Source organism: Actinoplanes solisilvae (assembly GCF_003999975.1).
Taxonomy (GTDB): Bacteria; Actinomycetota; Actinomycetes; order Mycobacteriales; family Micromonosporaceae; genus Actinoplanes; species Actinoplanes solisilvae.
Genome location: NZ_RJAC01000011.1, coordinates 71,694 through 96,317 on the forward strand (window position 1 = coordinate 71,694; position 24,624 = coordinate 96,317).

Annotated in this window: 24 protein-coding genes; 14 read left to right on the forward strand and 10 right to left on the reverse strand. The window is 71.4% G+C overall.

Features of this window, described 5'->3' with window-relative positions; all coding sequences use genetic code 11:
• Positions 1-26 precede the first annotated feature (26 nt).
• A complete protein-coding gene (locus tag EER30_RS25620; protein ID WP_127503146.1) occupies positions 27-890 on the reverse strand; it encodes a peptidylprolyl isomerase in 864 nt (287 codons plus the stop codon).
• 130 nt (positions 891-1,020) lie between these two features.
• Here EER30_RS25620 and EER30_RS25625 point away from each other — a divergent pair, with 130 nt between their 5' ends.
• Positions 1,021-1,719 carry an MBL fold metallo-hydrolase gene (locus tag EER30_RS25625; RefSeq protein ID WP_127503147.1) on the forward strand — a complete coding sequence of 233 codons (699 nt, stop codon included), beginning with the start codon at positions 1,021-1,023 and terminating at the stop codon, positions 1,717-1,719.
• Positions 1,720-1,743: 24 nt separating this feature from the next.
• Positions 1,744-3,054 (forward strand): histidine--tRNA ligase, encoded by a 1,311-nt coding sequence (gene hisS / locus EER30_RS25630; RefSeq protein WP_127503148.1) that lies wholly within the window; start codon positions 1,744-1,746, stop codon positions 3,052-3,054.
• Here hisS and EER30_RS49445 read toward each other — a convergent pair whose 3' ends face one another.
• On the reverse strand, positions 3,055-3,177 hold the full coding sequence (locus EER30_RS49445; protein ID WP_255436880.1) for a hypothetical protein: 123 nt from the start codon (positions 3,175-3,177) through the stop codon (positions 3,055-3,057). It lies immediately after the preceding gene.
• A gap of 98 nt (positions 3,178-3,275) precedes the next feature.
• On the opposite strand from EER30_RS49445, the gene EER30_RS25635 reads away from it, so the two are divergent.
• From EER30_RS25635 to EER30_RS25660, 6 genes are all read left to right on the forward strand, one after another.
• Entirely contained in the window at positions 3,276-4,205 is a 930-nt protein-coding gene (locus tag EER30_RS25635) for an acyl-ACP desaturase (protein WP_127503149.1), read from the forward strand.
• A gap of 52 nt (positions 4,206-4,257) precedes the next feature.
• Positions 4,258-5,832 carry an MFS transporter gene (locus tag EER30_RS25640; RefSeq protein WP_127503150.1) on the forward strand — a complete coding sequence of 525 codons (1,575 nt, stop codon included), beginning with the start codon at positions 4,258-4,260 and terminating at the stop codon, positions 5,830-5,832.
• A gap of 43 nt (positions 5,833-5,875) precedes the next feature.
• Complete coding sequence (cphA, locus tag EER30_RS25645) at positions 5,876-8,608, forward strand: cyanophycin synthetase (protein ID WP_127503325.1); 2,733 nt, start codon at positions 5,876-5,878, stop codon at positions 8,606-8,608.
• Between the two features lie 483 nt (positions 8,609-9,091).
• Positions 9,092-11,131, forward strand: a complete 2,040-nt coding sequence (locus EER30_RS25650) for a serine/threonine-protein kinase (protein ID WP_127503151.1) — start codon at positions 9,092-9,094, stop codon at positions 11,129-11,131.
• A gap of 266 nt (positions 11,132-11,397) precedes the next feature.
• A complete protein-coding gene (locus EER30_RS25655) occupies positions 11,398-11,652 on the forward strand; it encodes a hypothetical protein (RefSeq protein ID WP_127503152.1) in 255 nt (84 codons plus the stop codon).
• 131 nt (positions 11,653-11,783) lie between these two features.
• Positions 11,784-12,686, forward strand: a complete 903-nt coding sequence (locus EER30_RS25660) for a sigma-70 family RNA polymerase sigma factor (protein WP_127503153.1) — start codon at positions 11,784-11,786, stop codon at positions 12,684-12,686.
• A 26-nt stretch (positions 12,687-12,712) separates the two neighbouring features.
• Here EER30_RS25660 and EER30_RS25665 read toward each other — a convergent pair whose 3' ends face one another.
• From EER30_RS25665 to EER30_RS25700, 8 genes are all read right to left on the reverse strand, one after another.
• The gene (locus EER30_RS25665; RefSeq protein WP_127503154.1) at positions 12,713-13,456 is read right to left on the reverse strand and encodes an urease accessory protein UreD; all 744 of its coding nucleotides are present in this window, start codon (positions 13,454-13,456) and stop codon (positions 12,713-12,715) included.
• A gap of 37 nt (positions 13,457-13,493) precedes the next feature.
• On the reverse strand, positions 13,494-14,213 hold the full coding sequence (gene ureG / locus EER30_RS25670; RefSeq protein ID WP_127503155.1) for an urease accessory protein UreG: 720 nt from the start codon (positions 14,211-14,213) through the stop codon (positions 13,494-13,496).
• Positions 14,203-14,847: an urease accessory protein UreF gene (locus EER30_RS25675; RefSeq protein ID WP_127503156.1), complete on the reverse strand. Its 645-nt coding sequence runs from the start codon at positions 14,845-14,847 to the stop codon at positions 14,203-14,205. Before EER30_RS25675 ends, ureG begins: the two co-directional genes overlap by 11 nt.
• Positions 14,848-14,849: 2 nt before the next feature.
• On the reverse strand, positions 14,850-16,568 hold the full coding sequence (locus EER30_RS25680; RefSeq protein ID WP_127503157.1) for an urease subunit alpha: 1,719 nt from the start codon (positions 16,566-16,568) through the stop codon (positions 14,850-14,852).
• On the reverse strand, positions 16,565-16,951 hold the full coding sequence (locus EER30_RS25685) for an urease subunit beta (RefSeq protein ID WP_127503158.1): 387 nt from the start codon (positions 16,949-16,951) through the stop codon (positions 16,565-16,567). The genes EER30_RS25680 and EER30_RS25685 overlap by 4 nt, the downstream gene beginning before the upstream one ends.
• Positions 16,948-17,250 (reverse strand): urease subunit gamma, encoded by a 303-nt coding sequence (locus EER30_RS25690; protein ID WP_127503159.1) that lies wholly within the window; start codon positions 17,248-17,250, stop codon positions 16,948-16,950. Before EER30_RS25690 ends, EER30_RS25685 begins: the two co-directional genes overlap by 4 nt.
• A 126-nt stretch (positions 17,251-17,376) precedes the next feature.
• Positions 17,377-17,757, reverse strand: a complete 381-nt coding sequence (locus EER30_RS25695; protein WP_127503160.1) for a RidA family protein — start codon at positions 17,755-17,757, stop codon at positions 17,377-17,379.
• Positions 17,732-18,973 (reverse strand): amidohydrolase/deacetylase family metallohydrolase, encoded by a 1,242-nt coding sequence (locus tag EER30_RS25700; RefSeq protein ID WP_127503161.1) that lies wholly within the window; start codon positions 18,971-18,973, stop codon positions 17,732-17,734. Before EER30_RS25700 ends, EER30_RS25695 begins: the two co-directional genes overlap by 26 nt.
• 306 nt (positions 18,974-19,279) lie before the next feature.
• Between EER30_RS25700 and EER30_RS25705 the strand changes: the two genes are divergently transcribed.
• From EER30_RS25705 to aspS, 6 genes are all read left to right on the forward strand, one after another.
• Positions 19,280-19,489, forward strand: coding sequence for a hypothetical protein (locus EER30_RS25705; protein WP_240670299.1), 210 nt, complete (start codon positions 19,280-19,282; stop codon positions 19,487-19,489).
• A gap of 34 nt (positions 19,490-19,523) precedes the next feature.
• Positions 19,524-19,955: a hemerythrin domain-containing protein gene (locus tag EER30_RS25710; RefSeq protein ID WP_127503162.1), complete on the forward strand. Its 432-nt coding sequence runs from the start codon at positions 19,524-19,526 to the stop codon at positions 19,953-19,955.
• Positions 19,942-21,153: an alanine racemase gene (locus EER30_RS25715; protein WP_127503163.1), complete on the forward strand. Its 1,212-nt coding sequence runs from the start codon at positions 19,942-19,944 to the stop codon at positions 21,151-21,153. The genes EER30_RS25710 and EER30_RS25715 overlap by 14 nt, the downstream gene beginning before the upstream one ends.
• 42 nt (positions 21,154-21,195) lie before the next feature.
• Entirely contained in the window at positions 21,196-21,960 is a 765-nt protein-coding gene (locus tag EER30_RS25720; RefSeq protein WP_127503164.1) for a 2-phosphosulfolactate phosphatase, read from the forward strand.
• A gap of 83 nt (positions 21,961-22,043) precedes the next feature.
• Positions 22,044-22,742 carry a hypothetical protein gene (locus EER30_RS25725; protein ID WP_127503165.1) on the forward strand — a complete coding sequence of 233 codons (699 nt, stop codon included), beginning with the start codon at positions 22,044-22,046 and terminating at the stop codon, positions 22,740-22,742.
• A gap of 70 nt (positions 22,743-22,812) precedes the next feature.
• Positions 22,813-24,615 (forward strand): aspartate--tRNA ligase, encoded by a 1,803-nt coding sequence (aspS, locus tag EER30_RS25730; protein ID WP_127503166.1) that lies wholly within the window; start codon positions 22,813-22,815, stop codon positions 24,613-24,615.
• Positions 24,616-24,624: the final 9 nt, after the last annotated feature.

The following is a 24,624-nucleotide window of genomic DNA, read 5'->3' on the forward strand; positions in this document are numbered from 1 at the left end:
CTTGGGGCTGAGCCTGCTTGGGGGCCTTAGGACTGTGCGCTGGCCGACGGAGCGGCGGCCACGGGGGCGTCGCCGACGGTCAGGGTCTTGATGGTGATCTTCTGGGAGGGCCGGACCTTCTCGCCCGCCTCGTTGTTCGACGTGGAGATCTTGCCGATCTTCTCCACCGTGGCGAGCCCGCCGGTCACCTTGCCGACGATCGAGAATTCGGGGTTGGCCGGGCTGTAGTCCTTGAAGAAGATCAGGAACTGGCTGCCGTTGGTGCCGGGCGGGTTACCGATCAACGCGACCGTGCCCTTGGGGTAGAGCGGTGCGGCAGTCGATCCGGGAGCCGCGCTGGCGCTTGGAGTCGGCTCGGGGACCGTCGGCAGGTTCTCGTTATAGATGCTGTACGTCGGGCCGCCGAGACCGGTGCCGCTCGGGTCACCGCAGCGCAGCGCCCCGTACGTCGTGATCTCGTGGCAGTCCGTGTTGTCGTAGAACTTCTTGCTCGCCAGGTAGCCGATGTCGGCCGTGCCGCACGGCGAGAGCTCCCGGTCGAGACCCACGACGACCGGCTCACCCTGGTTGGTGCTGATCGTCATGGTCTCGGTGCCCAGCGTCGGGATGTTCTTGGTCGGCGGCGTGCCGACGTCCTTCAGGTTCGAGTTCGTCGACGCGTTCTGCGGGGTCCACAGGCAGAGGTCCTGGTCGGCGGCGTCGGTCGTGGGGTCGGAGTCGAACGCCCCGCCGATCCACGCCACGCCGGCGACGACGAGAAGAACGGCGACCACCGACCCGACGCCCGCGAGCACGCGACGACTGCGGCGCTCCTTGACAGCCCGCCGCGCCATCTGCCGATCGAGCTTCGCCCGCGCCAGCTTGCGCTGCCGGTCCTTGCTGGATGCCACCGAACGTTGTCCTCTCGTACGGCCCGTGTCACACGCCCGCAAGAGTGTACGGGTACCTCCTGAGAAAGTGGTGTGCGCCCGCCGGACTAGGATCGTTACGATTCGTACCTGAATACAGAGAGGGCCTGTCGTGCTCGTCACCGGCTTCGAGGCGCAAGCCTTCGGCACCAACTGTTACGTGGTCGCCGCCGGCCCGGGTGAGCAGTGCCTGATCGTCGATCCCGGCATCGGCGTGCTCGACCAGCTCGACGAGGTGCTCGCCGAGCACCGGCTCTTCCCGGCCGCGGTGCTGCTCACCCACGGCCACCTCGACCACACCTTCTCGGTCGCCCCGGTCTGCGGTGCGCGCGGCATCACGGCCTATGTGCACCCCGCCGACCGCGAGATGCTGGCTGACCCGGCCAAGGGCCTGGGCGCCGGCCTCGACCAGCTCTTCGGCGGTCGGTTGACGTACACCGAGCCCGACGACGTGGCCGAACTGACCGACGGCGCCACGCTGACCCTCGCCGGTCTGGAAGTGACAGTCGATCATGCCCCGGGCCATACCGGCGGGTCGGTGCTCTTCCGCCTGCCCGGCGCCGGGACCTCCTACGACGCGGAGCAGCTCTGCCTCTCCGGGGACGTCCTCTTCGCCGGCTCGATCGGACGCACCGACCTGCCGGGCGGCAGCACCCCGACGATGATGACCAGCCTGCGGGACAAGATCCTGCCGCTGGCCGACGACACCGTCGTGCTGCCCGGCCACGGACCGGCCACCACCATCGGCCGCGAGCGCGCCCAGAACCCGTACCTGCGGGAACTGGCTGCCGCGCCCGGCCGTGGGCTCTAAGACTTCTTTGAGGAGATTCCCAGTATGCCCATTTCCGGTTTTCCCGAATGGCTGCCCGCCCAGCGCATGATCGAGCAGCGTGTGCTCGACCGCATTCGCACGACGTTCGAGCTCTACGGCTTCGCCCCTCTCGAGACGCGCTCGGTCGAGCCGCTCGACACGCTGCTGAGCAAGGGGGAGACGTCCAAGGAGGTCTACCTGCTGCGCCGCCTGCAGGCCGACGAGAACGCCAAGGACGACGACCAGCTCGGCCTGCACTTCGACCTGACCGTGCCGTTCGCCCGGTTCGTCGGCGAGAACGCCGGCAAGCTGCAGTTCCCGTTCAAGCGCTACCAGATCCAGAAGGTGTGGCGCGGCGAGCGGCCGCAGGAGGGCCGCTATCGCGAGTTCCTGCAGGCCGACATCGACGTGGTCAACCGCGAGACGCTGCCGTTCCACTACGACACCGAGATGCCGCTGGTCATCGGGGACGCGCTGAGCGGCCTGCCCATCCCGGCGGTGCGCATCCAGGTCAACAACCGCAAGGTCTGTGAGGGCTTCTACCGCGGGCTCGGTCTTGAGGACACAGCCCAGGTTCTGCGTACGGTCGACAAGCTCGACAAGATCGGCCCGGCCAAGGTGGCCGCGCTGTTGATCGAGACGGCCGGGGCGACCCAGGCCCAGGCCGACGCGTGCCTCGAGCTGGCCGCGATCTCGTCCGAGGATGGCTCCTTCGTGGACGCGGTGCGCAAGCTCGGCGTCAGCGACCCGCTGCTCGACGAGGGTCTCGACGAGCTGGTGCGGGTGGTCGAGACGGCTCGCGAGCACGCTCCGGGCCTGGTCGTGGCCGAGTTGAAGATCGCTCGCGGGCTCGACTACTACACCGGCACGGTCTACGAGACCCAGCTCGAGGGTTACGAGCGGTTCGGCTCGATCTGCTCCGGCGGCCGCTACGACAACCTGGCCTCGACCGGCAAGGAGAAGTTCCCCGGCGTCGGCATCTCGATCGGCGTCACCCGGCTGCTCGGGCTGCTTTTCGGGCACGACGCGCTGAAGGTGTCGCGCTCGGTGCCGACGGCCGTGCTGGTCGCCGTGCCGAGCGAGCAGGAGCGTACGGCCTGCGACCGGATCGCCGGGGCGCTACGCAAGCGCGGTATCCCGACCGAGGTCGCGCCGACGGCGGCCAAGTTCGGCAAGCAGATCCAGTACGCCGACCGGCGCGGGATCCCGTACGTCTGGTTCCCCGGTGAGAACGACACGGTCAAGGACATCCGCTCGGGTGAGCAGGTCGACGCCGACGCCACCACGTGGCAGCCACCGGTCGCCGACCTGAGCCCCGAGGTCACCGCCGGTTGATCAGCCCATCCGCCGCATCTGCGTGGGCGGCCCGCCGGTGGTCGTCCCGCGGATCGCGGTGGTGCGGAAGCCCTGGACCGCGAGGTCGATCGGGTGCGGTTCGGTCGGCGAACTTTCCCTCATCCTCGTCGAGGTCGCCGGGGTCCGCAGGTTTGCGCACATCAGGAGGGGTACCCTTACCTACGGTGCCGTAAGTTACGCCACCGTAGGGAGTGATCTTTATGTCGTTGGACCAGACCGCGCTGCTCATCGAGTTGGAGCCCGTCGTCGCCAAGAATCTCGACCGGCACCTGTCGCTGGCCAAGGAATGGTTCCCCCACGAGTACGTGCCGTGGAGCGAGGGTCGCACCTTCGACGGCCTGCTCGGTGGCGAGCCGTGGACCCCGGCCGACTCCCCGCTGCCCGACGTGGCCCGCACCGCGCTGATCGTGAACCTGCTGACCGAGGACAACCTGCCCTCCTACCACCACGAGATCGCCACGCTCTTCGGCCGTGACGGCGCCTGGGGCACGTGGGTGCACCGCTGGACCGCCGAGGAGGGCCGGCACGGCATCGCCCTGCGCGATTACCTGACCGTCACCCGCGCCGTCGACCCCACCGCCCTCGAGCGTGCCCGCATGACCCACATGGAGTCGGGCTACACCAACGCGCACGACGAGATTTTGCACTCGATCGCGTACGTCGCCTTCCAGGAACTCGCCACCCGCATCTCGCACCGCAACACCGGCAAGGCCACCGGCGACCCGATCGCCGAGCAACTGCTGGCCCGGGTCGCGGCTGACGAGAACCTGCACATGGTCTTCTACCGCAACCTGCTGGCCGCCGCCTTCGACCTCGACCCCAACCAGTCGATGCGCGCCGTGACCGATGTGGTCGCCAACTTCGAGATGCCCGGCGCCAACATCGACGGCTTCGGCCGCAAGGCCCTGTCGATCGCGCTGGCCGGCATCTACGACCTGCGCCAGCACCGCGACGAGGTCCTGCAGCCGGTGCTGCGCCAGTGGAACGTCTTCGGCCGCACCGACCTCGACGGCGACGGCGAGAAGGCCCGCGACGAGCTCGCCCTTCACATGGACGAGCTCGAGGCCCAGGCCGTCCGCTTCGAGGAGAAGCGCGAGGCCCGCCGCCTGCGTCAGGAGCGCAAGGCTTAAGGAAGTCTGGCCTTATCCCGGGCCGGGAGCGCGCCGCCGATAGGTTCCTCCCGTGGACTCGCCGTGGGGGCCGTTGCGGGGGCGCGTGTTCCGGGCGCTTTGGATCGCGGTGCTGGTCAGCAACGTCGGCACCTGGATGCAGACCGTCGGCGCGCAGTGGCTGGTGGTGGGGGAGCCGCGGGCGGCCACCTGGACCAGCCTCGTGCAGACCGTGACGATGCTGCCGGTGCTTCTGCTGGCCCTGCCGGCCGGTGCGATCGCCGACGTACTCGATCGTCGCCGGCTGTTGCTGGCCGTGCAGTGCATGCTGTTCCTGGTCGGGGCGCTGCTCACCGTGCTGACCGCCCTCGGCCGCATGCCGCCGCCGCTGCTGTTGTTCTTCACCTTTCTGCTCGGGGTGGGTCAGGCGCTGACCCTGCCCACCTGGCAGGCCGTGATCCCCGAGGTGGTGTCGCGCGCCGAGTTGCCGGCCGCGTCGGCGCTGGGGGCGGTGAACACCAATCTCGCCCGCTCGGCCGGTCCCGCGGTGGCCGGCCTGCTCGTGGCCCACATCGGCTCGGCCGCCGTGTTCGGGTTCAATGCGATCTCGTACGGGATCTTCGCCGTGACCCTGTTCTTCTGGCGCCGCCCGCCGCGCCGCGGACCGAGTCACCCCGAGCGGTTCGGGCCCGCGATCCGGGCCGGCGGGCAGTTCGTCCGCTACGCGCCGACGGTCCGGCGGCTGCTGATCCGCGTGATCCTGTTCGTACTGCCCGGCAGCGTCGTGTGGGGTCTGCTGCCGGTCGTCGCCCACCAGGAGCTGCACCTGGGCGCGAGCGGCTACGGCGTGCTGCTGGCCGCGCTCGGGGTGGGCGCGATCGGCGGAGCCCTCCTGATGCCGCGGATCCGGCGGATCATGACGGCCAACCGGCTGATCCTGGTCTCGGGCCTGATCTATGCCGGGGCCCTGGCCGTCGTCGCGCTCGTGCCGCACTTCGCGCCGGTGGCCGTCGTGCTGGTGCTGGCCGGGGCGGCCTGGATGACGCTTGTCTCGCGGATGAACGCGACCCTGCAACTGCTGCTGCCCAACTGGGTGCGGGCCCGCGGCTTCGGCATCTATCAGGTCGTCTTCGCCGGGGCGCAGGCGCTCGGCGCGCTGCTGTGGGGGCAGGTCGCCGAGGTGGCCGGGCTGCCGGTGACCTTCGTGGCCGCGGCCGTGGTGATGCTGCTGGGCACGGCGACCGTCCCGTGGCTGCCGGTGCACGAGCACGACGACGCCGACCGCAGCCCGGCCGTCTTCTGGGCCGAGCCGCACATCATGCTCGAACCGCGCCCCGAGGAGGGGCCGGTGCTGGTCTCCGCGGCCTATCGGGTGCGGGACGAGAGGGCCGCCGAGTTCGTGACGGCGATGGACGGCGTACGGCTGACCCGGCTGCGTACGGGGGCGACCCGGTGGGGGCTGTTCCGCGACGGGGCCGACCCGGTCCGCTACGTCGAGGTCTATCAGGTGCCGACGTGGGAGGACCATCTGCGTCAGCACGAGGGGCGGCTGACCGGCAGCGACGAGGAGGTGGAGGAACGCGCCCGGGCCCTGGCCGAGGGGCCGCCGGAAATTACCCACCTATTACCCGCTGACATCGACGATTAGCAGGATGTTTCGGTTTTGTTCCGTTTAACCTGATGACGTGTCGATGAGGATCGAGAGCGTCCGTCGGCTGCGCGGCCCGAACGTTTATCTTTCCCGGCCCGCCGTGGTCGCCCGGCTGCGTCTGGAGAAACTGACCGGCGTCGAGACCTGCGACGTCACCGGCTTCGCCGAGCGGCTGTTGCGAGCCCTGCCGGGGCTGGCCGAACACCACTGCGCGGCCGGTGCGCCCGGCGGCTTCGTCAGCCGGCTGCGCGGCGGCACCTACTTCGGCCACGTCACCGAGCACGTGTGCCTGGAGCTGTCCCAGGTGATCGGCCGCGACGTGAGCTTCGGCCGCACCGTCTCGGCCGGCGAGCCGGGCTGCTACGACCTGATCCTGGAATGCCCGGTCGACGAGTCGCCGGCCTCGCGGGTGCCGCGCGACCTGCTCGAGGCCGCGGTCGCCCTGGTCCTCTCGATCGAGCAGGGCTCGACGGCGGGCCTCGACCTCGACGAGCTCGCGGCGCGGGCCGAGCGGGAGGCCACCGGGCCGAGCACCCGGGCGATCATCACCGCCGCCCGGCGACGCGGCATCCCGGTCGAGCGCTTCGACGACCTGAGCCTGCTGCGCCTGGGCTGGGGCACCCGGCGGCGGCTGGCCTGGGCGGCGATGACCGACCGCACCAGCGGCGTGGGCATCGACATCGCCGGCGACAAGCAGGTGACCCGGCGGCTCCTCACCGAGGCCGGCGTCCCGATGCCCGACGGCGGCGCCGCCCGTACGCCGGCCGAGGCGCTCGACTGGCTCGACCGGCTCGGCGGCCCGGTCGTCGTCAAACCCCGCCACGGCCGCCACGGCGAACGCGTCGCGCTGCACCTGAGCACCGCCACCGAGGTCGCGCGGGCCTTCGCCGAGGCCGGCGAGGACGTGATCGTCGAACGGCACCTCGACGGGCGCGACTACCGCGTGCTGGTCGTGGCGGGCGAGGTCGTCGCGGCGGCCGAACGGATCGCCGCGCACGTCGTCGGCGACGGGCACAACACGGTCGCCGAGCTGATCGCCCGGGTCAACGCCGACCCGCGCCGCGGCACCGGGCACTCCCGCGTGCTGACCCGGGTCACCGTCGCGCCGGGGCTGCTCGAACGGCAGGGCTGCACGCTCGACAGCGTCCCGCCGGCCGGCACTCAGGTGTGGTTGTCCGGCACGGCCAACCTCTCCACCGGTGCGACCAGCCACGACGTCACCGACCGGGTGCATCCCGAGGTGGTCTGGCTCTGCCTGCGGGTGGCGGCCCTGCTCGGGCTGGACATCGCGGGCATCGATCTGCGCCTGCCCGACATCGCCGAGCCGGTCCCGCCGCCCGAGGACGACGACGAGACCGCCGCCGGCGTGATCGAGGTCAACGCGGTCCCCGGGCTACGCATGCACCTCGCGCCGGTGCGGGGACGGTCGCGCGACGTGGGCGACGCGATCGTGCGCGCGATGTTCCCGGCCGGCTCCGACGGGCGGATCCCGACCGTCGCCGTCACCGGCACGAACGGCAAGACGACCGTGGCCCGCCTGACCGCCCATCTGCTCGCCGAGGGCGGCCTGCGCGTCGGGCTCACCACCACCGACGACGTACGGATCGACGGGCGGGTGATCTATCGGGCCGACGCCACCGGGCCGCTCTCGGCCCAGATGGTGCTCGGCGACCCGGGGGTGCAGACGGCGGTGCTCGAGACGGCGCGCGGCGGGCTGGTGCGGCGGGGGCTGGGCTACGACTGGTCCGACGTCGGGGTGCTCACCAACATCACGGCCGACCACCTGGGCCAGGACGGGCTCGCGACGATCGAGGACCTGGCCCACGTCAAGGCGCTGGTGGCCGAGCGGGTGCGCGACGGCGGCACCCTCGTGCTCAACGCCGACGACCCGTGGGTACGCAGCCTGGTCGACCGGCCGCGGGTGCGGGCCGACCGCAAGCGGATCGTCTGGTTCTCGCTCGACGCCGGCCAGCCGGTGGTGGTCGAGCATCTCGCCAAGGGCGCGACGGCCTACCTGATCGACGACGGGTGGGTCGTGCAGGCGACCGGAGCAAGAAGGACCCCGCTGACCAGAGTGACCGAACTGCCCGGGGCGTACGGGGGTGCCGCGCAGCACGTCGTGGCCAACATCCTCGCCGCGGTGGCGGCCGCGCGGGCTCTGGGCGCCGGGCAGGATGCGGTGTGCCGGCGCCTCGCCGAGTTCGATCCGGCCGTCGAGAACGCGGGCCGGGGCACGCTGCTGCGCCTGGGCGACATCTCGGTCTTCGTCGACTACGCGCACAACCCGGCCGCGCTGGCCGCGACGTTGCGTACGCTGCACCGGCTCTGGGGCCCGAGCCGCTGCGTGGCCGCGCTGACCCTGCCCGGTGACCGGCGCGACGACCTGCTCGCCGCGTGCGCCCAGGTGGTCGCCGACGGGGTGACCCGAGCGGTCCTCTACGACGACGAAGACCCCCGAGGGCGTACGCCGGGGGAGGTGTCGGCCCTGGTCGAGCGCGAGATGCGAGCGCGCCGGCCCAAGCTTTCGGCGCTGCGGGTGACCGGATTCCGGGCCGCCGTGACCGAGGCCCTGGGCCTGGCCGAGCCGGGCGACGTCGTGCTGGTCGTCTACGAGAAGCTCGCCCCGGTGCTGAGCCTGCTGGCCGAGCTCGGCGCCGTGCCGGCCGGCTCGGTGACGCCGGCGCTGCCCGGTCGCGGCCCTCGCCCGCTCGTGTCTCCGGCAAGATCCTTAATGGGGAACGAGCGAGTTCCCGTCCCCGGATATCACGGTTGACGAGGTTGGCACACGAAATAGGCTGATCAGCCGACCGTCGTGCCCGATCAGGCGGGGTTGCACTGGTAGATCCTTCAACAATTGTTCCACGGCGAGTAATTGTTGACGATCGCCAGCTGTCGCTATGGGTGACCTGCCGGAAACCGACCGTGATCGTATCCAGTGTGGATGATAGGAAACTTGCCCCCGCAGTGTCTTTCGACAAAGCGGTCATTGCCGGACGAGGCGGGTCAATGCCTCTCGGCTTCAGTCTGAGATCCGACTTTCGGGTACTGGACGGGCACCCGTCGCAGGTGCGATCCGTCCCGGAACGCACCGTGACGAACCGCAGGTAAGACGGTATGTGCGCGGGATCGTGAGGGGGCGGATCATCAGCTAGCATCCGATCCGTCGATGGGGATTGTCCGGCCTGGCCGGGCGCCCCGCTCCGGGGAGCATGGCGGTGCGACCCGGTGTTTCTTCGAAGCGCGCATGTGGGGGCACATGAGCCAGACGGACCTGCCCGGTTCGAGTCTGCTGGCCGGTCGATATCGACTGGTCGAGCGGCTCGGCGCCGGCGGGATGTCAGTGGTGTGGCGAGGGTTCGACGAAGTCCTCGGGCGCCAGGTCGCGGTGAAGGTTCTGCCGCCGTCGACCAGTGCGGACCCGGCGTTCCGGCGCCGTCTTCGCGCGGAGGCTCAAGCGGCTGCCCGGCTCAGCCATCCCAATATTACAAATGTTTACGACTATGGCGAGGCGACCACCGTCGACGGTGAGCCCGTGCCGTACGTCGTCATGGAGCTCATCGACGGCGAGTCGCTCGCCGCCGTGCTCGCCCGCGCGCGCAAGCTGCCCTGGCAGCACGCCGTGCGGATAACGGCCGAGGTGGCCGCGGCGCTCGCCGCCGCACACTCGCGGGGCATCGTGCACCGCGACGTCACCCCGGCCAACGTCATGCTCACCGCGACCGGGGCCAAGGTCGTCGACTTCGGCATCTCGGCCCTGATCGGTGAGAACGACATCGACCCCGACGGCAGCCTGCTGGGCACGCCGGCCTACCTCGCACCCGAGCGGCTCGAGGGCGGCCAGGTCAGCCCGGCGACCGACGTCTACGCGGTGGGCCTGCTCATCTACCGCACCCTGATCGGGCAGCTCCCGTGGGACGTGGGCACGACCACGGCCCTGCTGCGCGCCCATCAGTACACCGAGCCCGAACCGCTGCCGCCGGTCGAAGGGCTGCCGCCCGAGGTGGACGCCCTGGTGGGCCGGTGCCTCGAGAAGCGCCCCGCCGACCGGCCGTCGAGCGCCGAGCTGGCGCACATCCTGGCCGCCCTGTCGGCCGGGGCGGCGTCGTCGGTGGCCCGCGGCTATGTGCCCGACTGGTCCGACAGCGGCGAGGACACCACGATCCTGCCGTCGCAGCAGTCGTACGCCGAGATCCTCCACCAGGCCGCGCAGGTCTCGCCCGCGCCGGTCTCCCCGTCTCCCGACACCGGCGGCCGGCCGCCCGACCGCAACAGCCGCTTCGGCGACCTGCCGTCGGGTCCGGTCCACAACGCCGCCGCCTCCCCGCCCGGCGATCTGCGCCCGGCGTTCGGCAACAACCAGCCGCCGGCCCCGCCCGGCAAATCCGGGGGGCCGGCCAACGCGTCAGGGTCCCACGGGCGCGGGACCAAGACTCGCCGCTCACTGGTGGTGGTGCTCGGCGCACTGCTGCTCGCCGTTGGAACGTACGGCTGGAGCGTCTCGGGCGGCACCCGCAACGAGGCGGCCAAGGGTGCGGGACTGATTCCCGACAGCGCCAAGTGCGTGGTGAGCTATGCCGTCTGGACCGACCGCGACGGCCGCTTCCAGGCGCAGGTCACGGTGGCCAACCGCAGTGAGACGGTGCCGATCAAGGACTGGAAGCTGTGGTTCATCATGCCCGGCGACCAGGTGGTCTCGGGCAACGGCGACGTGCAGCTCACCCAGGAACAGCCCAAGGGCGGCAGCATCACGGTCACGTCGGAGACGGCGATCGGCGCGCTGAAGACGGTGTCGTTGCCGATCAGCGGGCGCTACAGCGCCAGCAACACGCCGCCGATGGCCTTCACGCTCAACGGCGCGGTCTGTGAGACGTTCGTGTCGGCCAAGCCGGGCGAGCCGTCGCGCTACGTCGAGAAGCTTCCCAACGGGCAGACGCGCCTGGGTCCGACGAAGTCGCCGATTCCCGGCGTCTCGATCGGTGACGGCGGCGAACTCACGGTCACGCCGACGACGAAGCCGACCACCACGCAGAGGCCGCCGAGCAGTGGCCCGGGAACCAGCAGGCCGCCCGGCGGGGGTGTCATCGAAAACCCGCCGAGTACCTCGAAGTCGAGCTCGCCGCCGGTGATCGTGGTTCCGGATCCGCCGGACAGCGAGGGGCCGCCCAGCTCGGAACCGGTGGTCGACCCGCCGCCGAGTTCCACGCCGACCGTGCGCGATACGCCGACCCAACCGGATCTCGGGGACGAGGACTGCGAGTTCACCCCGGAGGACTGCGAGGGGCCGAGCGCGGGATAACCACGCACGCAGGGAAGGGCCGGCTCCGGTGAGCCGGCCCTTTCGCTGTGTTCCGACGGTAAAGCGGCGGCAGGACCCGACGCTGCGGAGTTACTGTAAAAGCGATAGTTCGGGACACTTTCCTCCGATTCGCCCGGCGTGGCGACCCGGGCCGGAGCGGGCCTCGGGCAAAAGATGAGATAGCGGAGCTGTGGTGTCTGAACCGTCCGGGACAGGGCATGAAAGTTCAGGTGCACGGCAGGTTGTCGTCCATCGGGGAGTTCGACATGATCAGCATCGTCCGGGATCTGGCCGCGGAGGCCCTGTTCGTCTCCGATCTCCAGCCGTCGCAGTTCCCCAGCCGTCAGGCGGTGGAGCGAGCGGTGACCGCCATGATCCTGTTGCACGGTAGTGACGGCTGCGCGGCCGAGGTGGCGACCGAGTTCGGCGACCATCCGGACATCGCGGTCCGCCGCATGCATTGGGTGAACACGGAACTCACCGGGGTGCTCGCGCCCCGGAGGGCCACCGTTTCCCACTAGCTAACCTGAGCTTTTCTCGCGAAAAGCACCTGAAAAGCAACCGAGTTCGGCCACCTCTGCACCTTTCGACGGCAAAAGTCTTCCTCGTCAGCCGGTTTCACCCAACCGGTCGTATGAGCGAGGAGGACTACGTGACCGACACGACCGAACTCCCCGCCACCATCGGCACGACCCACGACGCGCCGTCGGCGCGTGACATCGAGGACCTGGTCCGCGAACACATGCCGATGGTTGGCCATCTGGTCCGGGAGTTGCTCAACCGGGTACCCGGCCACGTCCACGCGGACGATCTGTCCTCGGCCGGCTTCGCCGCGCTGCTGGGCGCCGCCCGTACTTTCGACGTGAGCCGCGGCATCCCGTTCCACCGCTTCGCCGCGGTCCGCATCCGCGGCGCACTCCTCGACGAGCTGCGCGGACAGGACTGGGCCAGCCGATCGGTGCGCGCCCGGGCCCGCAAGAGCGCGGCCGCCCGCCAGGAGCTGACCGCCGGGCTGGGCCGGACGCCGACGGATGCCGAGGTGGCCGAGTTGCTCGGCATCGGCGTGGCGGAACTGGCCACGGTCGAGGACGACGTGCAGAAGGCGGCCCTGCTCAGTCTGCAGGGCTTCCCGACCGGCGCGGCCGAGGAGATGGTGCCGGAGACCTCGGAGGGACCCGAGGACCTGCTGATCAAGCGGGAGCGTCTCGGCTACCTGCATCAGGCGATCCAGGCGCTGCCCGAGAGGCTGCGCCAGGTGGTCACCGAGTCGTTCCTGCAGGAGCAGCCGCTGAGCGACGTGGCGGCCCGGCTCGGGGTCACCGAGTCGCGCATCTCGCAACTGCGCACCGAGGCGCTTCAGCTGTTGCGGGAGGGCCTCAACAGCTCGCTGGCGCCCGAACTGCTCACGGTGGCGGCGGGCGGGCCTCGTACGCGAAAGGGTTGTCTGCAACGCCGCCGGACCGAGTATTTCGCGCGGGTGGCGCAGCAGGGCAACCTGCACACCCGGCTGGCGCTGACCGACGAGCACGGCGTGCCCATCGCGGTCGCGGCGTAGATCTTCGAAAACGGAGGAGGGCGGCCCTAGGGTCGTCCTCCGGCCGTTGCCGGCTGCCGGTCGCAGATCGGGTCCAGGGCCGCGCGGACCGGGCGCAGGTCGGCGGCGACGGCGGTGGCCAACGCGCCGGGACCGGCCAGGGGCATGATCGCGAAGTCGGCCGGGCCGCTGGTCGCGGGGGGCAGCAGCGAGGCCGGGACGGCGACGACCGTGCCGATCGCCCGGCCCTCGCCCAGCACGGCGGGACCGGACCAGCCCGGGGCGGCCGGGCCGGCGGACAGTTCGTGGCGGTAGAGCGTGCTGCCCGCGTACCGGATGGTCGTGTCGGTTCGGACGGTGCCGGAATCCTCGTCGTGGCGGCCGCAGACCAGGTCGTCGCGCCAGAGGAGCGAACCGCCTTCGGCCACCTCGACCCGCGTGACGGTCAGGTGGTCGCAGCCGGCCGCGGCGATCAGCGGCTCGGGGAGCCAGCGCAGGCTCGCGCCCCCGGCGACGGTGGCGTGGATCTCGAGGCGGGACGGCGGCAGGTGCGCGCGGCCGGGCAGGGCCAGCTGAGCGGCGACGCTGCGGATCTCGAGGGTCGCGCCGGGGCCGACCTCGATCTCCAGGCGCAGGTCGTCGCCGCGCAACGGGCCGGCCCCGCCGCCGACCAGGTGAACGGTGCGGGCACCCGTGCGGCGCAGCAGCAGCGGCGACTCGCTGCGCAGCTCGGTGAGCCGGGTGCCGCCGTGCCCGTCGGACTCGGCGACGACCCGGGAGCGCGCCCTCATCGCGCTGCCGCCGCCGGTGAGCTGCCGGCGCGCCCCGTCACGCGGCCGGCACGCGGGCGGCGACCAGTCCGCGGATCCAATCGGCGACCGGGCTCGCGGCGCGGTCCTGCACCAGCGAGAGGAAGACCGTGGGCAGCTCGCCGCGGCGAGCGCGGGCGTCGCGGTCCATCACGGTCAGGTCGGCGCTGACCAGCGGGGCCAGGTCGATCTTGTTGATGACCAGCAGGTCGGCCGCCGTGACGCCGGGACCGCCCTTGCGGGGCACCTTGTCACCGCCGGCCACGTCGACCACGAAGATCTGCCGGTCGATCAGGCCCTTGCTGAAGGTCGCGGTCAGGTTGTCGCCGCCGCTCTCGACCAGCACCAGGTCGAGCGGGCCCAGCGCCGCCTCCAGATCCTCGACCGCGTCGAGATTCGCCGAGATGTCGTCGCGGATCGCCGTGTGCGGGCAGCAGCCGGTCTCCACCGCCCGGATGCGGTCGGCCGGCAGCACGCCGTTGCGCAGCAGGAAGTCGGCGTCCTCGGTCGTGTAGATGTCGTTGGTGACCACGGCCAGCCGCAGCTCGTCGCCGAGCGCCCGGCAGAGCGCCGCGACCAGCGCGGTCTTGCCCGACCCGACCGGCCCGCCGATGCCGACGCGCAAGGCCCGCGCCCCGGCGGCCAACGGCGCGTGCGGATCGACGCCCGGGTCGGGGTGGGTGTGCGGAACCTCGTCGGGCTCGTGTGTGTGCGGTGCAGCATGCGGTTCAGCTGGCAAAGAGACGCACCTCCCAGGTGGCGTGAAGCTCGGCGCCGATGTCGAGCAGGGGAGCACCGGCGGCCGGCAGATCGTCCACCGGCGCACCGGCCGTTTTCGCGGCCGCCGCCGCTATCCGGTCGCAGTCGGGAGCGAGCCGGGCGAGCAGCCCGTGCACCGCATAAGGATCAAGACCCAGCAGCCGTACGGCGGCACTGGCCGCACCCGACACCGTCCCGTGCGCGGCCGCGACCGCGGCCTCGAGCGCTCCGAGCCCGGCCGCTGAGGCGACGATCCCGAGCGCCACGGGTTGATGCGGTTCGCGCCCGGCCGATGGCAGCGTCCACATCGCGCGGGCCGCCCGCAGCAGCGCCCGCCCCTGTGCTCTCGACGCCTTGCGCAGCGCGGGTGACGGCGTACGCACGTCAATCCCTTGATCAAACTCGGCCCCGTTGCCGGGCCTCGCACAGGCGGCGGCCGCGAAGGCCGCGGCGACCAGCCCGGTGGTGGCGAGCTTGCCCCGCAGGAACTCGGCGACGGAGTCGAGCTCGCGCACCCGGCCGGCCGAGACCTGAGGCTCGAGCCCGCCCGAGTGAGCGTGCCCGCCCGAGGGCAGCCGCCCGTCCGCGAGTACGAGCAGGGTCGCGAGACTCATGATCAGAAGAGGAAGTAGCGCTGGGCCATCGGGAGTTCCGTGACCGGGTCGGGGTCGATGACCTCGCCGTCGACGCGGACCTCGAACGTGTCGGCGTCCACCTCGATGCGGGGGAGGGCGTCGTTGCCGGGCATGTCGGCCTTGCCCACCTGGCGGGTGTCGGCCACCGGGGCCAGGGTGCGCCGGATGCCGATGCGGTCGCCGAGCAGGGCGTCGATCGCGGCCTCGGCGACGAAGGCGAGCGACGTCTGGGCCGGAACGACGCCGTAGGCGCCGAACATCGGACGCGGCAGCATGGGTTGCGGGGTGGGGATCGAGGCGTTCGCGTCGCCCATCTGCGCGAGGGCGATCATGCCACCCTTGAGGACGACCGAGGGCCGTACGCCGAAGAAGGCGGGCTCCCACAGCACCAGGTCGGCCAGTTTGCCCGGCTCGACCGAACCGACGTGCTCCGAGAGCCCGTGCGCCACCGCCGGGCAGATCGTATATTTCGCGATATAGCGCTTCGCGCGGGTGTTGTCGGCGGCCGAGTCGCCCGTCAGCGCGCCGCGGCGGGCCTTCATCACGTGGGCGGTCTGCCAGGTGCGCATCACGACCTCGCCGACGCGGCCCATCGCCTGCGAATCCGAGCCGATCATCGAGATCGCGCCGAGGTCGTGCAGCAGGTCCTCGGCGGCCATCGTGGACGGACGGATGCGGCTCTCGGCGAAGGCCAGATCTTCCGGCACGGCCGAGTTGAGGTGGTGGCAGACCATCAGCATGTCGAGGTGCTCGCTGAGGGTGTTGCGCGTGTACGGCCGGGTCGGGTTGGTCGACGAGGGCAGCACGTTCGGGTAAGCGGCGACCGTGATGATGTCGGGCGCGTGCCCGCCGCCCGCACCCTCCGTGTGATAGGCGTGAATCGATCGCCCGGCGATGGCGCGCACCGTCTCCTCGACGAAGCCGGCCTCGTTCAGCGTGTCGGTGTGGATCGCGACCTGCACCCCCGACGCGTCGGCCACGCGCAGACAGGCGTCGATCACCGCGGGGGTCGTACCCCAGTCCTCGTGCAGTTTGAAACCGCCCGCCCCGCCGCGCAACTGCTCCCACATCGACTCCTGCGACATGGTGTTGCCCTTGCCGAGGAGCAAGACATTGATCGGGTACGAGTCCAGGGCCTCGAGCATGCGAGCCAGGTGCCACGCGTTCGGGGTGACGGTGGTGGCCTTGGTCCCCTCCGCGGGTCCGGTGCCGCCGCCGATGATCGTCGTGATGCCGCTGGCCAGTGCGGTGTCGAGGATCGTCGGGCTGATCAGGTGCACATGGCTGTCGATCGCCCCCGCCGTGAGGATCTTGCCGTTGCCCGCGATGATCTCGGTGCCCGGCCCGATCACCAGGTCGGGGTGCACACCGTCCATCGTGTCGGGATTGCCGGCCTTGCCGATCGCCGTGATCCGGCCGTCGCGGATGCCGATGTCGGCCTTGACGATCCCCCAGTGATCGAGCACGACCGCGCCGGTGATCACCGTGTCGGGCGTGCCCTCGGCGCGGGTGGCCCGCGACTGTCCCATCGACTCCCGGATGACCTTGCCGCCGCCGAACACGGCCTCGTCGCCCGGTTGCGGACCGGCGCTGCGATCCTCCTCGATCTCGATGAGCAGGTTGGTGTCCGCGAGCCGGATCCGGTCGCCGGTCGTGGGGCCGTAGAGAGCGGCGTAGCGCGCACGGTCGAGGCTCGTCATCGCGGGCTCCCGTTCTCGGGCGGGCCGGGCTGCGCCTCCGAGGTCGCTGCGGCTTCGGGGTTCGCTGCTCTGTCGAGCGGACCGCCCGCCAGCCCGCGCAGGCCGGGCACCACGCGGGCGCCGGCGAGGGCCACCAGCGTCACGTCACGCGGGATGCCGGGTTCGAAGCGCACCGACGTTCCCGCCGGGACCGCCAGCCGATGACCCCACGCGGCCCGCCGGTCGAACGACAGCGCCTCGTTGGACTCGGCGAAGTGGAAATGCGAGCCGACCTGCACCGGTCGATCGCCGGTGTTGCGTACGGTCATCTCGATCTTCGCCCGCCCCGCGTTGATCTCGATGTCGCCCGCCCCGAGGAGCACCTCGCCCGGAATGACGTTCACGAGATCGGCCCGTGCACGGTGACCAGCTTCGTGCCGTCCGGGAAGGTGGCTTCCACCTGCACCTCGGCGAGCATCTCGGGAACACCGGGCATGACGTCGTCACGGGTGAGCACCCGGCGTCCCGCGTCCATCAGGTCGGCGACCGTACGCCCGTCTCTCGCGCCCTCGAGCAGGAACGCGGTGATGATCGCGGTGGCCTCGGGATGGTTGAGCCGCAGGCCACGTTCCCGCCGCCGCCGGGCCACGTCGGCGGCCACGTGGACGAGAAGCCGCTCCTGCTCGTGCTGACTGAGGAACAAGCCGAACCTCCCCTGGTAGCGCCCCGCGATGCTCGCAGCTCGACGTTTCGGACGTGTTACCCGCACCACACGTCACAGGTCGATCAAAGCAGGCCGGGGCGCCACAAAGGGGCGAATCCCGGGCTCTCAGGCTCCGGTGTAGAGCACCGCGTCGATCTCGATGTCGAAGCCGACCAGCGGCACCGGCAGCGTCGTTCGTACGGGCAGCTCGGGGCCCTTCACGTACTGCTGGTAGATCTCGTTCATCTCGGCGAAGTCGGCGAAGTCACGCAGGTAGACGCCGAGACGCACGGCCTGGTCGAGGCTCGACCCGGCGGCCTCGGCGACAGCGGCCAGGTTGCGGAACGCCGCGTGGGCCTGCTCGGCGAAGCTGCCCTGGATGATCTCGCCCGCGGGCGTGGCGGGCACCGCGCCGGCCAGGTAGATGAAGTCGCCGGCGACGACCGCGTGCGAATAGGGGCCGCCGGCCGGGGCCGCCTGGTCAGCCTTGATGGCGCGCTTGGGCATGAAGTGTCTCCTCGGTTCTGTCTCGTCGGAACTGTTCGGCCAGACCGTCGACGCCGGCCAGCGGTTCGTTCAGCAGGTCGCGCAAAGCCTGCTCGCGGCGGGCGAGCGCGGCCCGTTGGGCGTCAGTCAGGGGCACCCACGGCGATGGCGGCGCGGGGAAGCGCGGCGGAAGGCGGCGCCCGGCCACGTAGGTCGCCACGTTGACCAGCCGCAGCGGCGCGGTTCGCACCTGCCGGTGAGAATCGACGACCGGGTGGGGTTCGGCGCGCACGTCGAAGACCGCCAGGTCGGCCGGGGCGCCGACCTCGAGCGAGCCGCCGGGCAGGCCCAGCGCGCGGGCCGGCCGGGCGGTCACCATGTCGAGCACGTCGGCCAGCGGCAATCCCACGGCGAGCAGCTTGGCCATCGTGGTCGGCAGGTCGAACACCGGCCCGGCGACCGAGCGGCAGTGCAGGTCGGTCGAGATCGTGTGGGGCGCGAGGCCGAGGTCGAGCTGCCGTTCCAGGACGTCGAAGGCGAACCCGCCCGAGCCGTGCCCGAGGTCGAGCAGAACGCCCTGGTCGACAGCCGCCCGCACGTCAGGCCCGAGCGGCTCGGCCAGCCCGCTGGCGCAATGGGTCACGATGTCGCCGGGGCGCAGCAGACTCACGACGTCGGCCAGTAACGGCGGTGCAGATCCGATATGGACCATCAAGGGAACGTCGCAGGCCGCGGCCGCGTCGAGGGCGCGGCGCAGCGGCTCGACGCCGTTGGGGCCGACGGTCTCACGGTCGACGCGGACCTTGAAACCGCGGATCAGCGAACGGTTGCGCTGCACGGTCTCGACGGCGAGGCCCACGTCGCAGTTGGTGAGGTCGCGGCACTCCCCGGTGCGGCCGGCCAGACCGATCGCCGAGATGTTGAGCAGCGCGGGGACACGTACACCGGAAGTGGCGGCGACGCGGCGCAGACCATCTAATGTGTACGCCCCGGCCGAGCCCGCGTCGACCCAGGTGGTGACGCCCGTGTGCCAGGCGATGGGGTCGGGGTCGATGCCCCAATAGCCCGGGCCGACGTGGGTGTGCAGGTCGATGAGGCCGGGAGTGACCAGTTTGCCGGAGACGTCGACCACCGTGCTCGCGTCGCGGGACAGCCCTGGACCGGTCGCGGCGATCACCCCACTGGCAACCGCGACGTCGAACGGCTCGCCCCCGGCAAGCACCAGGTCGTAGGTCACGCCCACCTCCCGGGCCGACCCTATCCGACCGATCACCGTAGGTCCTGGCCTGTGGAAACGCCCGGGAGCCGGGGCGACCTGTGGACAACCGCGGCTCGGCGGCCTCGCAGCCCGCTAGTGCGGTGTCCGCAAACGTTGGCCGGATTGAGAGGGTGGTCGCGTATAAGCTGGTCGTGTGACAGGATGGTCGTATGCCTAGACGTCGTGGCGTAGGCGCCGGCCCGGTGGTGCACCGCCCGGATCGGGCTGCGCCGGACCCGGGCCCAGCGGCAACGCTGCTTCGGGCTGCTGCGGTCGGCTGGGGATGTGTGGGACCCGCCTGGCCGCTCCTACGAGTCGTTCGCCCGAAGGCTGCCGGACCACCTCGAACGGCTCGGCGCTCTCCAGGTCAACCATCGTCCGCTGAGCGGCCCGCGACCCTGGGATGCCCGCCCGGACGCGCCCGGTCATCCTCAGGACCTGCCCGGACGCCTCGCGGAGTTGCGCGAGATGACCGCCCGGCTGCCCCGCACTTGACCTCCGCCACCCGGATTTGGTGAGCTGACAGAACATGTACGACAGCGAGCGGACCCGCTTCCGCGCCTACGGCAACCAGCTCATCGGCGCCCACCTGCGCCTGCGCGAGATGGTCGAAGATCTTTACGACGCCCTCGACGACGGCCGCGATCTTCGGCTGCACTGCCTCACCCTCTGTACGGCGGTGACCCGTCACCACACCGCCGAGGACGCGAACGTGTTCCCGCTGCTGGCCGCCCGCCACCCCGAGCTCGCGTCGTTCCTGGACGATCTGCGCCGCGATCACGAGATCATCGCGGGGATGCTGACCCGGCTCGAGGCGGCCACCACGCACGAGGAGCTCGACGGGCTCAGCGCCGTGCTCGAGACGCACTTCATCGGCGAGGAGAAGCGCCTGGCCAAGGTGCTCGACGCGCTGGAACCGCTCGGCGATCTGGGTATCGAGGTGACCGATGGACGTCCCTGAGGTGATGATCGACTGGCGCAGCAAGGGGTTCTGGCTGCCCGACGGCGTACTGTCGGCGGCCCAGATCGCGGCCGAGAAGCCGAGCATCTTCGGTGGCCTGTTCACCTGGCCGCTGCTGGTGCTGCGCTGGGAGGCGGCCGAGTCGAACATCGCGACGATGGCGGCCTATGCCCGGCGGCACGGCTGGGAGCTGGCCCCGCACGCGAAGACGACGATGGCCCCGGCTCTGCTCGCCTCGCAGCTCGCGGCGGGCGCCTGGGCGATGACGGTCGCGACGCCGAACCAGGCTCTGGTGCTGCGCCGGCTGGGCGTGCCACGGGTGCTGATCGCCAACGAGGTGCTCGACGAGACGGCGCTGCGCTGGCTGGCCGAGCAGGCGGCCGACTGGGAGGTCTACCTGCAGGTCGACTCGCTCGAAGGCGTGGCCGTGGCGTCGCGCGCGGCGGACGGCGGCACCTTGCGGGTTCTCGTCGAGCAGGGCCACGACCATGGGCGTACGGGGATCCGCTCGCTCGACGATCTCGAACAGGTGGCCCGCGCCGTGGCCGAGGCGCCCGGCCTCGAGCTTCAAGGCGTCACCGCGTACGAGGGTCAGCTGCGCGCCGAGGCCGAGGTGGACGCCTTCCTCGACCGGATCGTGGCCGGCTTCGCTCGGCTGCGGGCCGCGAAGCTCCTGCCCGGGGAACCCATCGTGTCCGCCGGCGGCAGCACCTGGTTCGATCGCGTCGTCGAGCGGCTCGCCCCCGTCGCCGGCGACGCCACCCTGGTGCTGCGCAGCGGCGCGTCGATCACCCACGACGACGGCTTCTACCGCGAGAACACCCCGTTCCTGCGGGTGCCCGACGAGGGCCCGCTGGCCGCCGCGCTCGACCTCTGGGCCCAGGTGATCTCGGCGCCCGAGCCGGGGCTGGCGCTGGCCGGCCTGGGTAAACGTGACGCGCCGTTCGACGAGGGCCTGCCCGTGCCGCGCGAGATCAGGCGGCCCGACGGCTCGTCGGCCCCGGCCACCGGCGTCGAGGTGACCAAGCTCAACGACCACCACACCTATTTGTCCACAGTGGGCGACGTGGTGCTCGCCCCGGGCGATCTGGTGCGGTTCGGCATCTCGCATCCCTGCACGGCTTTCGACAAATGGCGGCACATCCCGGTCGTCGACGAGGACCGTCGCGTGGTCGACGTGGTCGCCACCTACTTCTGACGGCCGTACCCCTGGCACACTGCGAGGCATGGGGAAGCGTCGATGATCGCGGACGGGCAGGGCGGTTTCCGGGTTCGGTTCGACTGGGGGCCGGTGGGCGCCGACGCGGTGGCGCCCGGCGCGGCCTTCGTCGCCGTCGTCGACGTGCTGTCGTTCACGACGACGTTGACCGTGGCGGTCGAGCAGGGCATCAGCGTGCTGCCCTACCGGTGGCGCGACGACTCGGCGGTGGCGGTCGCCCGGCGGCACGGGGCGATGCTGGCCGTGCTGCGTTCGCAGGCCGGGCCGGGTCAGGTCACCCTCTCGCCCGAGAGCATCATGCGCACCGACCTGGAGGCCGCCAAGATCGACCGGCTGGTGCTGCCGTCCCCGAACGGCTCGGCGATCTCGACCCGGCTCGCCGAGGCCGGCTGTACGGTCGTCGGCGTCTGCCTGCGCAACGCGGCGGCCGCGGCGGCCTGGGTGGGGGAGCGGGCCGCCGGGCGTCCGGTCGCGGTGGTGGCCGCGGGGGAGCGCTGGCCCGACGGGTCGCTGCGCCCGGCCACCGAAGACCTCTGGGGTGCCGGCGCCTTTCTTTCCCGGCTGGCCGAGTTCGACGGCAACGACGACTACTCGCCCGAGGCCCTGACCGCCATGGCGGCGTACGGCGGGGTCGCCGAGCGGATGGCCACCGCGCTGCCCGAGTCGGTGAGCGGGCGCGAACTGGCCGCCAACGGGTTCGCCGGGGACGTCACGGTCGCCGCGGCGGTCGGGGCCAGCCCGGTCGTCCCGGTGCTGCGCGACGGCTGGTTCGTCCCGGAAACGTAGTCACCTCGCCGGGGGATGGGGTCGGGGTCTTCGGCCGTCTTAGGGTCGTTTCACCCGGTTTGCCGACCCCTCGGAGCTGCCCGATGGCCACGTTCCGCGCCACCAACAACAACCCGGCCCGAACCCGCGACCCCTACACCATGAACCGGCCCAAGCCACCCGCGGAGGAGGCGCCGATCCCGGACGGGCCGACCGAGCGGCTCAACGGACGCGCCACCGGACGGCGCAACTGGGCGGTCTACCTCGCCGTCGTGGTCGCGCTCTTCGCGCTCAACGTCGCCGGGGTCGCGCTCTTCGTCGGCTGGCGGGCGTCGCACCTGGCCCGGGCCGCGCTCGAACCGCCGGCCGCCGCGCACCCGGTGGCCCCGGCGCAGCCCGAGGGCTTCGACGTGTCGTACGCCCGGGAACCGCTGCGGGTGCAGGTGGGCTGTTCGGCCGTGCTCTACCTCGACCTCGACGAGCCCCGCTCGAACGCGGCCGAGAAGGTCAGCGACCTGCGCTACGACAGCCGCTGCGGCGATCAGTTGCCCAGCCTCACGCTCGGGACCGGCGCGGCCGGCGGCAGCCAGGTCAAGGACTCCGACACCGACGCGGCGGGCTGCGAGAAGGCGATCCGCACGAGTCCGGTGGGTCCCGGGGCAAGCGTTCCCGTACGCAAGGGAGCCGTCCTCTGCGTGCTCACCGCGGCCACCCCGGCGCGCATGGTGCTGGTCGAGATCACCGATGTCGGGCGTACCGGGACGGCGGGCATGCGAGCCACGTCGTGGAAAGTCGCGGGCTGACGGCAGTCGTACCGAGGGCCCCTGACAGAATGTCGATTGCGCCCTGTGACATCTGTGAGGAGTCCTTCCCGTGATTCGTACCCATGAAGCCGGCACTCTGCGCGCGAGCGACGCCGGCACGACGGTGACGCTCGCCGGGTGGGTCGCCCGCCGGCGCGACCACGGCGGGGTCATCTTCGTCGATCTCCGCGACGCCTCCGGCGTGGTCCAGGTCGTCTTCCGCGAGGAGGACGCGCACGCGCTTCGCAACGAGTTCTGCGTGCTCGTCGTCGGCGAGGTCAACGCCCGGCCCGAGGGCAACGCGAACCCCGAGCTGGCCACCGGCGAGATCGAGGTGGTCGCGTCCGGGCTGACCGTGCTCTCCGAGGCCGCCCCGCTGCCGCTGCCCGTCGACGACGCGATCACCGCCTCCGACGACCTGCGCCTCAAGTACCGCTACCTCGACCTGCGCCGCTCCGGCCCGGCCAAGGCGCTGCGGCTGCGCTCGCGGGCCAACCAGATCGCCCGCGAGATCCTGCACGCCCGCGACTTCAACGAGATCGAGACGCCGACCCTGACCCGGTCGACGCCCGAGGGCGCCCGCGACTTCCTGGTCCCGGTGCGCCTGCAGCCCGGCACCTGGTACGCCCTTCCCCAGTCGCCCCAGCTGTTCAAGCAGCTGCTGATGGTGGCCGGCATGGAGCGGTATTACCAGATCGCCCGCTGCTACCGCGACGAGGACTTCCGCGCCGACCGGCAGCCCGAGTTCACCCAGCTCGACATCGAGATGTCCTTCGTCACGCAGGACGACATCATCGCCCTGGGTGAGGAGATCGTCTCGAAGCTGTGGAGCGAGCTCGCCGACTACCAGGTGCAGCTGCCGATCCCGCGCATCACCTGGACCGACGCGATGAACCGCTACGGCTCCGACAAGCCCGACCTGCGCTACGGCGTCGAGCTGACCGAGCTGACCAGCTACCTCAACGGCACCGAGTTCCGCGTCTTCGCCGGGGCCATCGCGGCCGGCGGCTACGTCGGCGCGGTCGTCATGCCCGGCGGCGCGTCGCAGACCCGCAAGGAACTCGACGGCTGGCAGGACTGGGCCAAGGCCCGGGGCGCCCGCGGCCTGGCCTACGTCGTGCTCGACGCCGAGACCGGCGAGGCCCGCGGCCCGGTCGCCAAGAACCTCTCCGAGGCCCACCTCGCCGGCCTGGCCGACCAGGTCGGGGCGAAGCCGGGCGACGCGATCTTCTTCGCCGCCGCCACCGAGCGCCGCGAGGCCCAGGAACTGCTCGGCGCGGCCCGCATCGAGATCGCCAAGCGGTCCGGCCTGATCGACGAGTCGGCCTGGGCGTTCTGCTGGGTCGTCGACGCCCCGATGTTCGAGAAGACCGACGACGGCGGCTGGACGGCCGTGCACCACCCGTTCACCTCGCCCAACGACGAGTGGATCGACAACTTCGAGGAAGCGCCCGACAAGGCGCTGGCCTACGCGTACGACATCGTCGTCAACGGCAACGAGATCGGCGGCGGCAGCGTCCGTATCCACCGCGGCGACGTGCAGAGCCGGGTCTTCGACCTGCTCGGCATCTCGCCCGAGGAGGCGCAGGACAAGTTCGGCTTCCTGCTCGAGGCGTTCAAGTACGGCCCCCCGCCGCACGCCGGCATCGCGCTCGGCTGGGACCGCACCTGCATGCTGCTCTCCGGCAACGACTCGATCCGCGAGGTCATCGCGTTCCCGAAGACCCGCGGCGGCTACGACCCGCTGACCACGGCGCCGACCCCGATCACCACCCAGCAGCGGCTCGAGGCCGGCATCGACGCGAAGCCCAAGCCGACCGCCGGCACGCCGGGCACCGACGGCGTGGCGGTTCCGGTGGAGCGCTCGAACTGATCTGATCAA

Excerpts from the sequence above, each read along its gene's own strand:
- hisS (WP_127503148.1), top strand. The coding sequence starts at position 1,744 with ATGCCCATTTCCGGTTTTCCCGAATGGCTGCCCGCCCAGCGCATGATC.
- EER30_RS49445 (WP_255436880.1), bottom strand. The coding sequence starts at position 3,177 with ATGAGGGAAAGTTCGCCGACCGAACCGCACCCGATCGACCTCGCGGTC.
- EER30_RS25635 (WP_127503149.1), top strand. The coding sequence starts at position 3,276 with ATGTCGTTGGACCAGACCGCGCTGCTCATCGAGTTGGAGCCCGTCGTC.
- cphA (WP_127503325.1), top strand. The coding sequence starts at position 5,876 with ATGAGGATCGAGAGCGTCCGTCGGCTGCGCGGCCCGAACGTTTATCTT.
- EER30_RS25650 (WP_127503151.1), top strand. The coding sequence starts at position 9,092 with ATGAGCCAGACGGACCTGCCCGGTTCGAGTCTGCTGGCCGGTCGATAT.
- EER30_RS25655 (WP_127503152.1), top strand. The coding sequence starts at position 11,398 with ATGATCAGCATCGTCCGGGATCTGGCCGCGGAGGCCCTGTTCGTCTCC.
- EER30_RS25665 (WP_127503154.1), bottom strand. The coding sequence starts at position 13,456 with ATGAGGGCGCGCTCCCGGGTCGTCGCCGAGTCCGACGGGCACGGCGGC.
- EER30_RS25675 (WP_127503156.1), bottom strand. The coding sequence starts at position 14,847 with ATGAGTCTCGCGACCCTGCTCGTACTCGCGGACGGGCGGCTGCCCTCG.
- EER30_RS25680 (WP_127503157.1), bottom strand. The coding sequence starts at position 16,568 with ATGACGAGCCTCGACCGTGCGCGCTACGCCGCTCTCTACGGCCCCACG.
- EER30_RS25695 (WP_127503160.1), bottom strand. The coding sequence starts at position 17,757 with ATGCCCAAGCGCGCCATCAAGGCTGACCAGGCGGCCCCGGCCGGCGGC.
- EER30_RS25710 (WP_127503162.1), top strand. The coding sequence starts at position 19,524 with ATGTACGACAGCGAGCGGACCCGCTTCCGCGCCTACGGCAACCAGCTC.
- EER30_RS25715 (WP_127503163.1), top strand. The coding sequence starts at position 19,942 with ATGGACGTCCCTGAGGTGATGATCGACTGGCGCAGCAAGGGGTTCTGG.
- EER30_RS25720 (WP_127503164.1), top strand. The coding sequence starts at position 21,196 with ATGATCGCGGACGGGCAGGGCGGTTTCCGGGTTCGGTTCGACTGGGGG.
- EER30_RS25725 (WP_127503165.1), top strand. The coding sequence starts at position 22,044 with ATGGCCACGTTCCGCGCCACCAACAACAACCCGGCCCGAACCCGCGAC.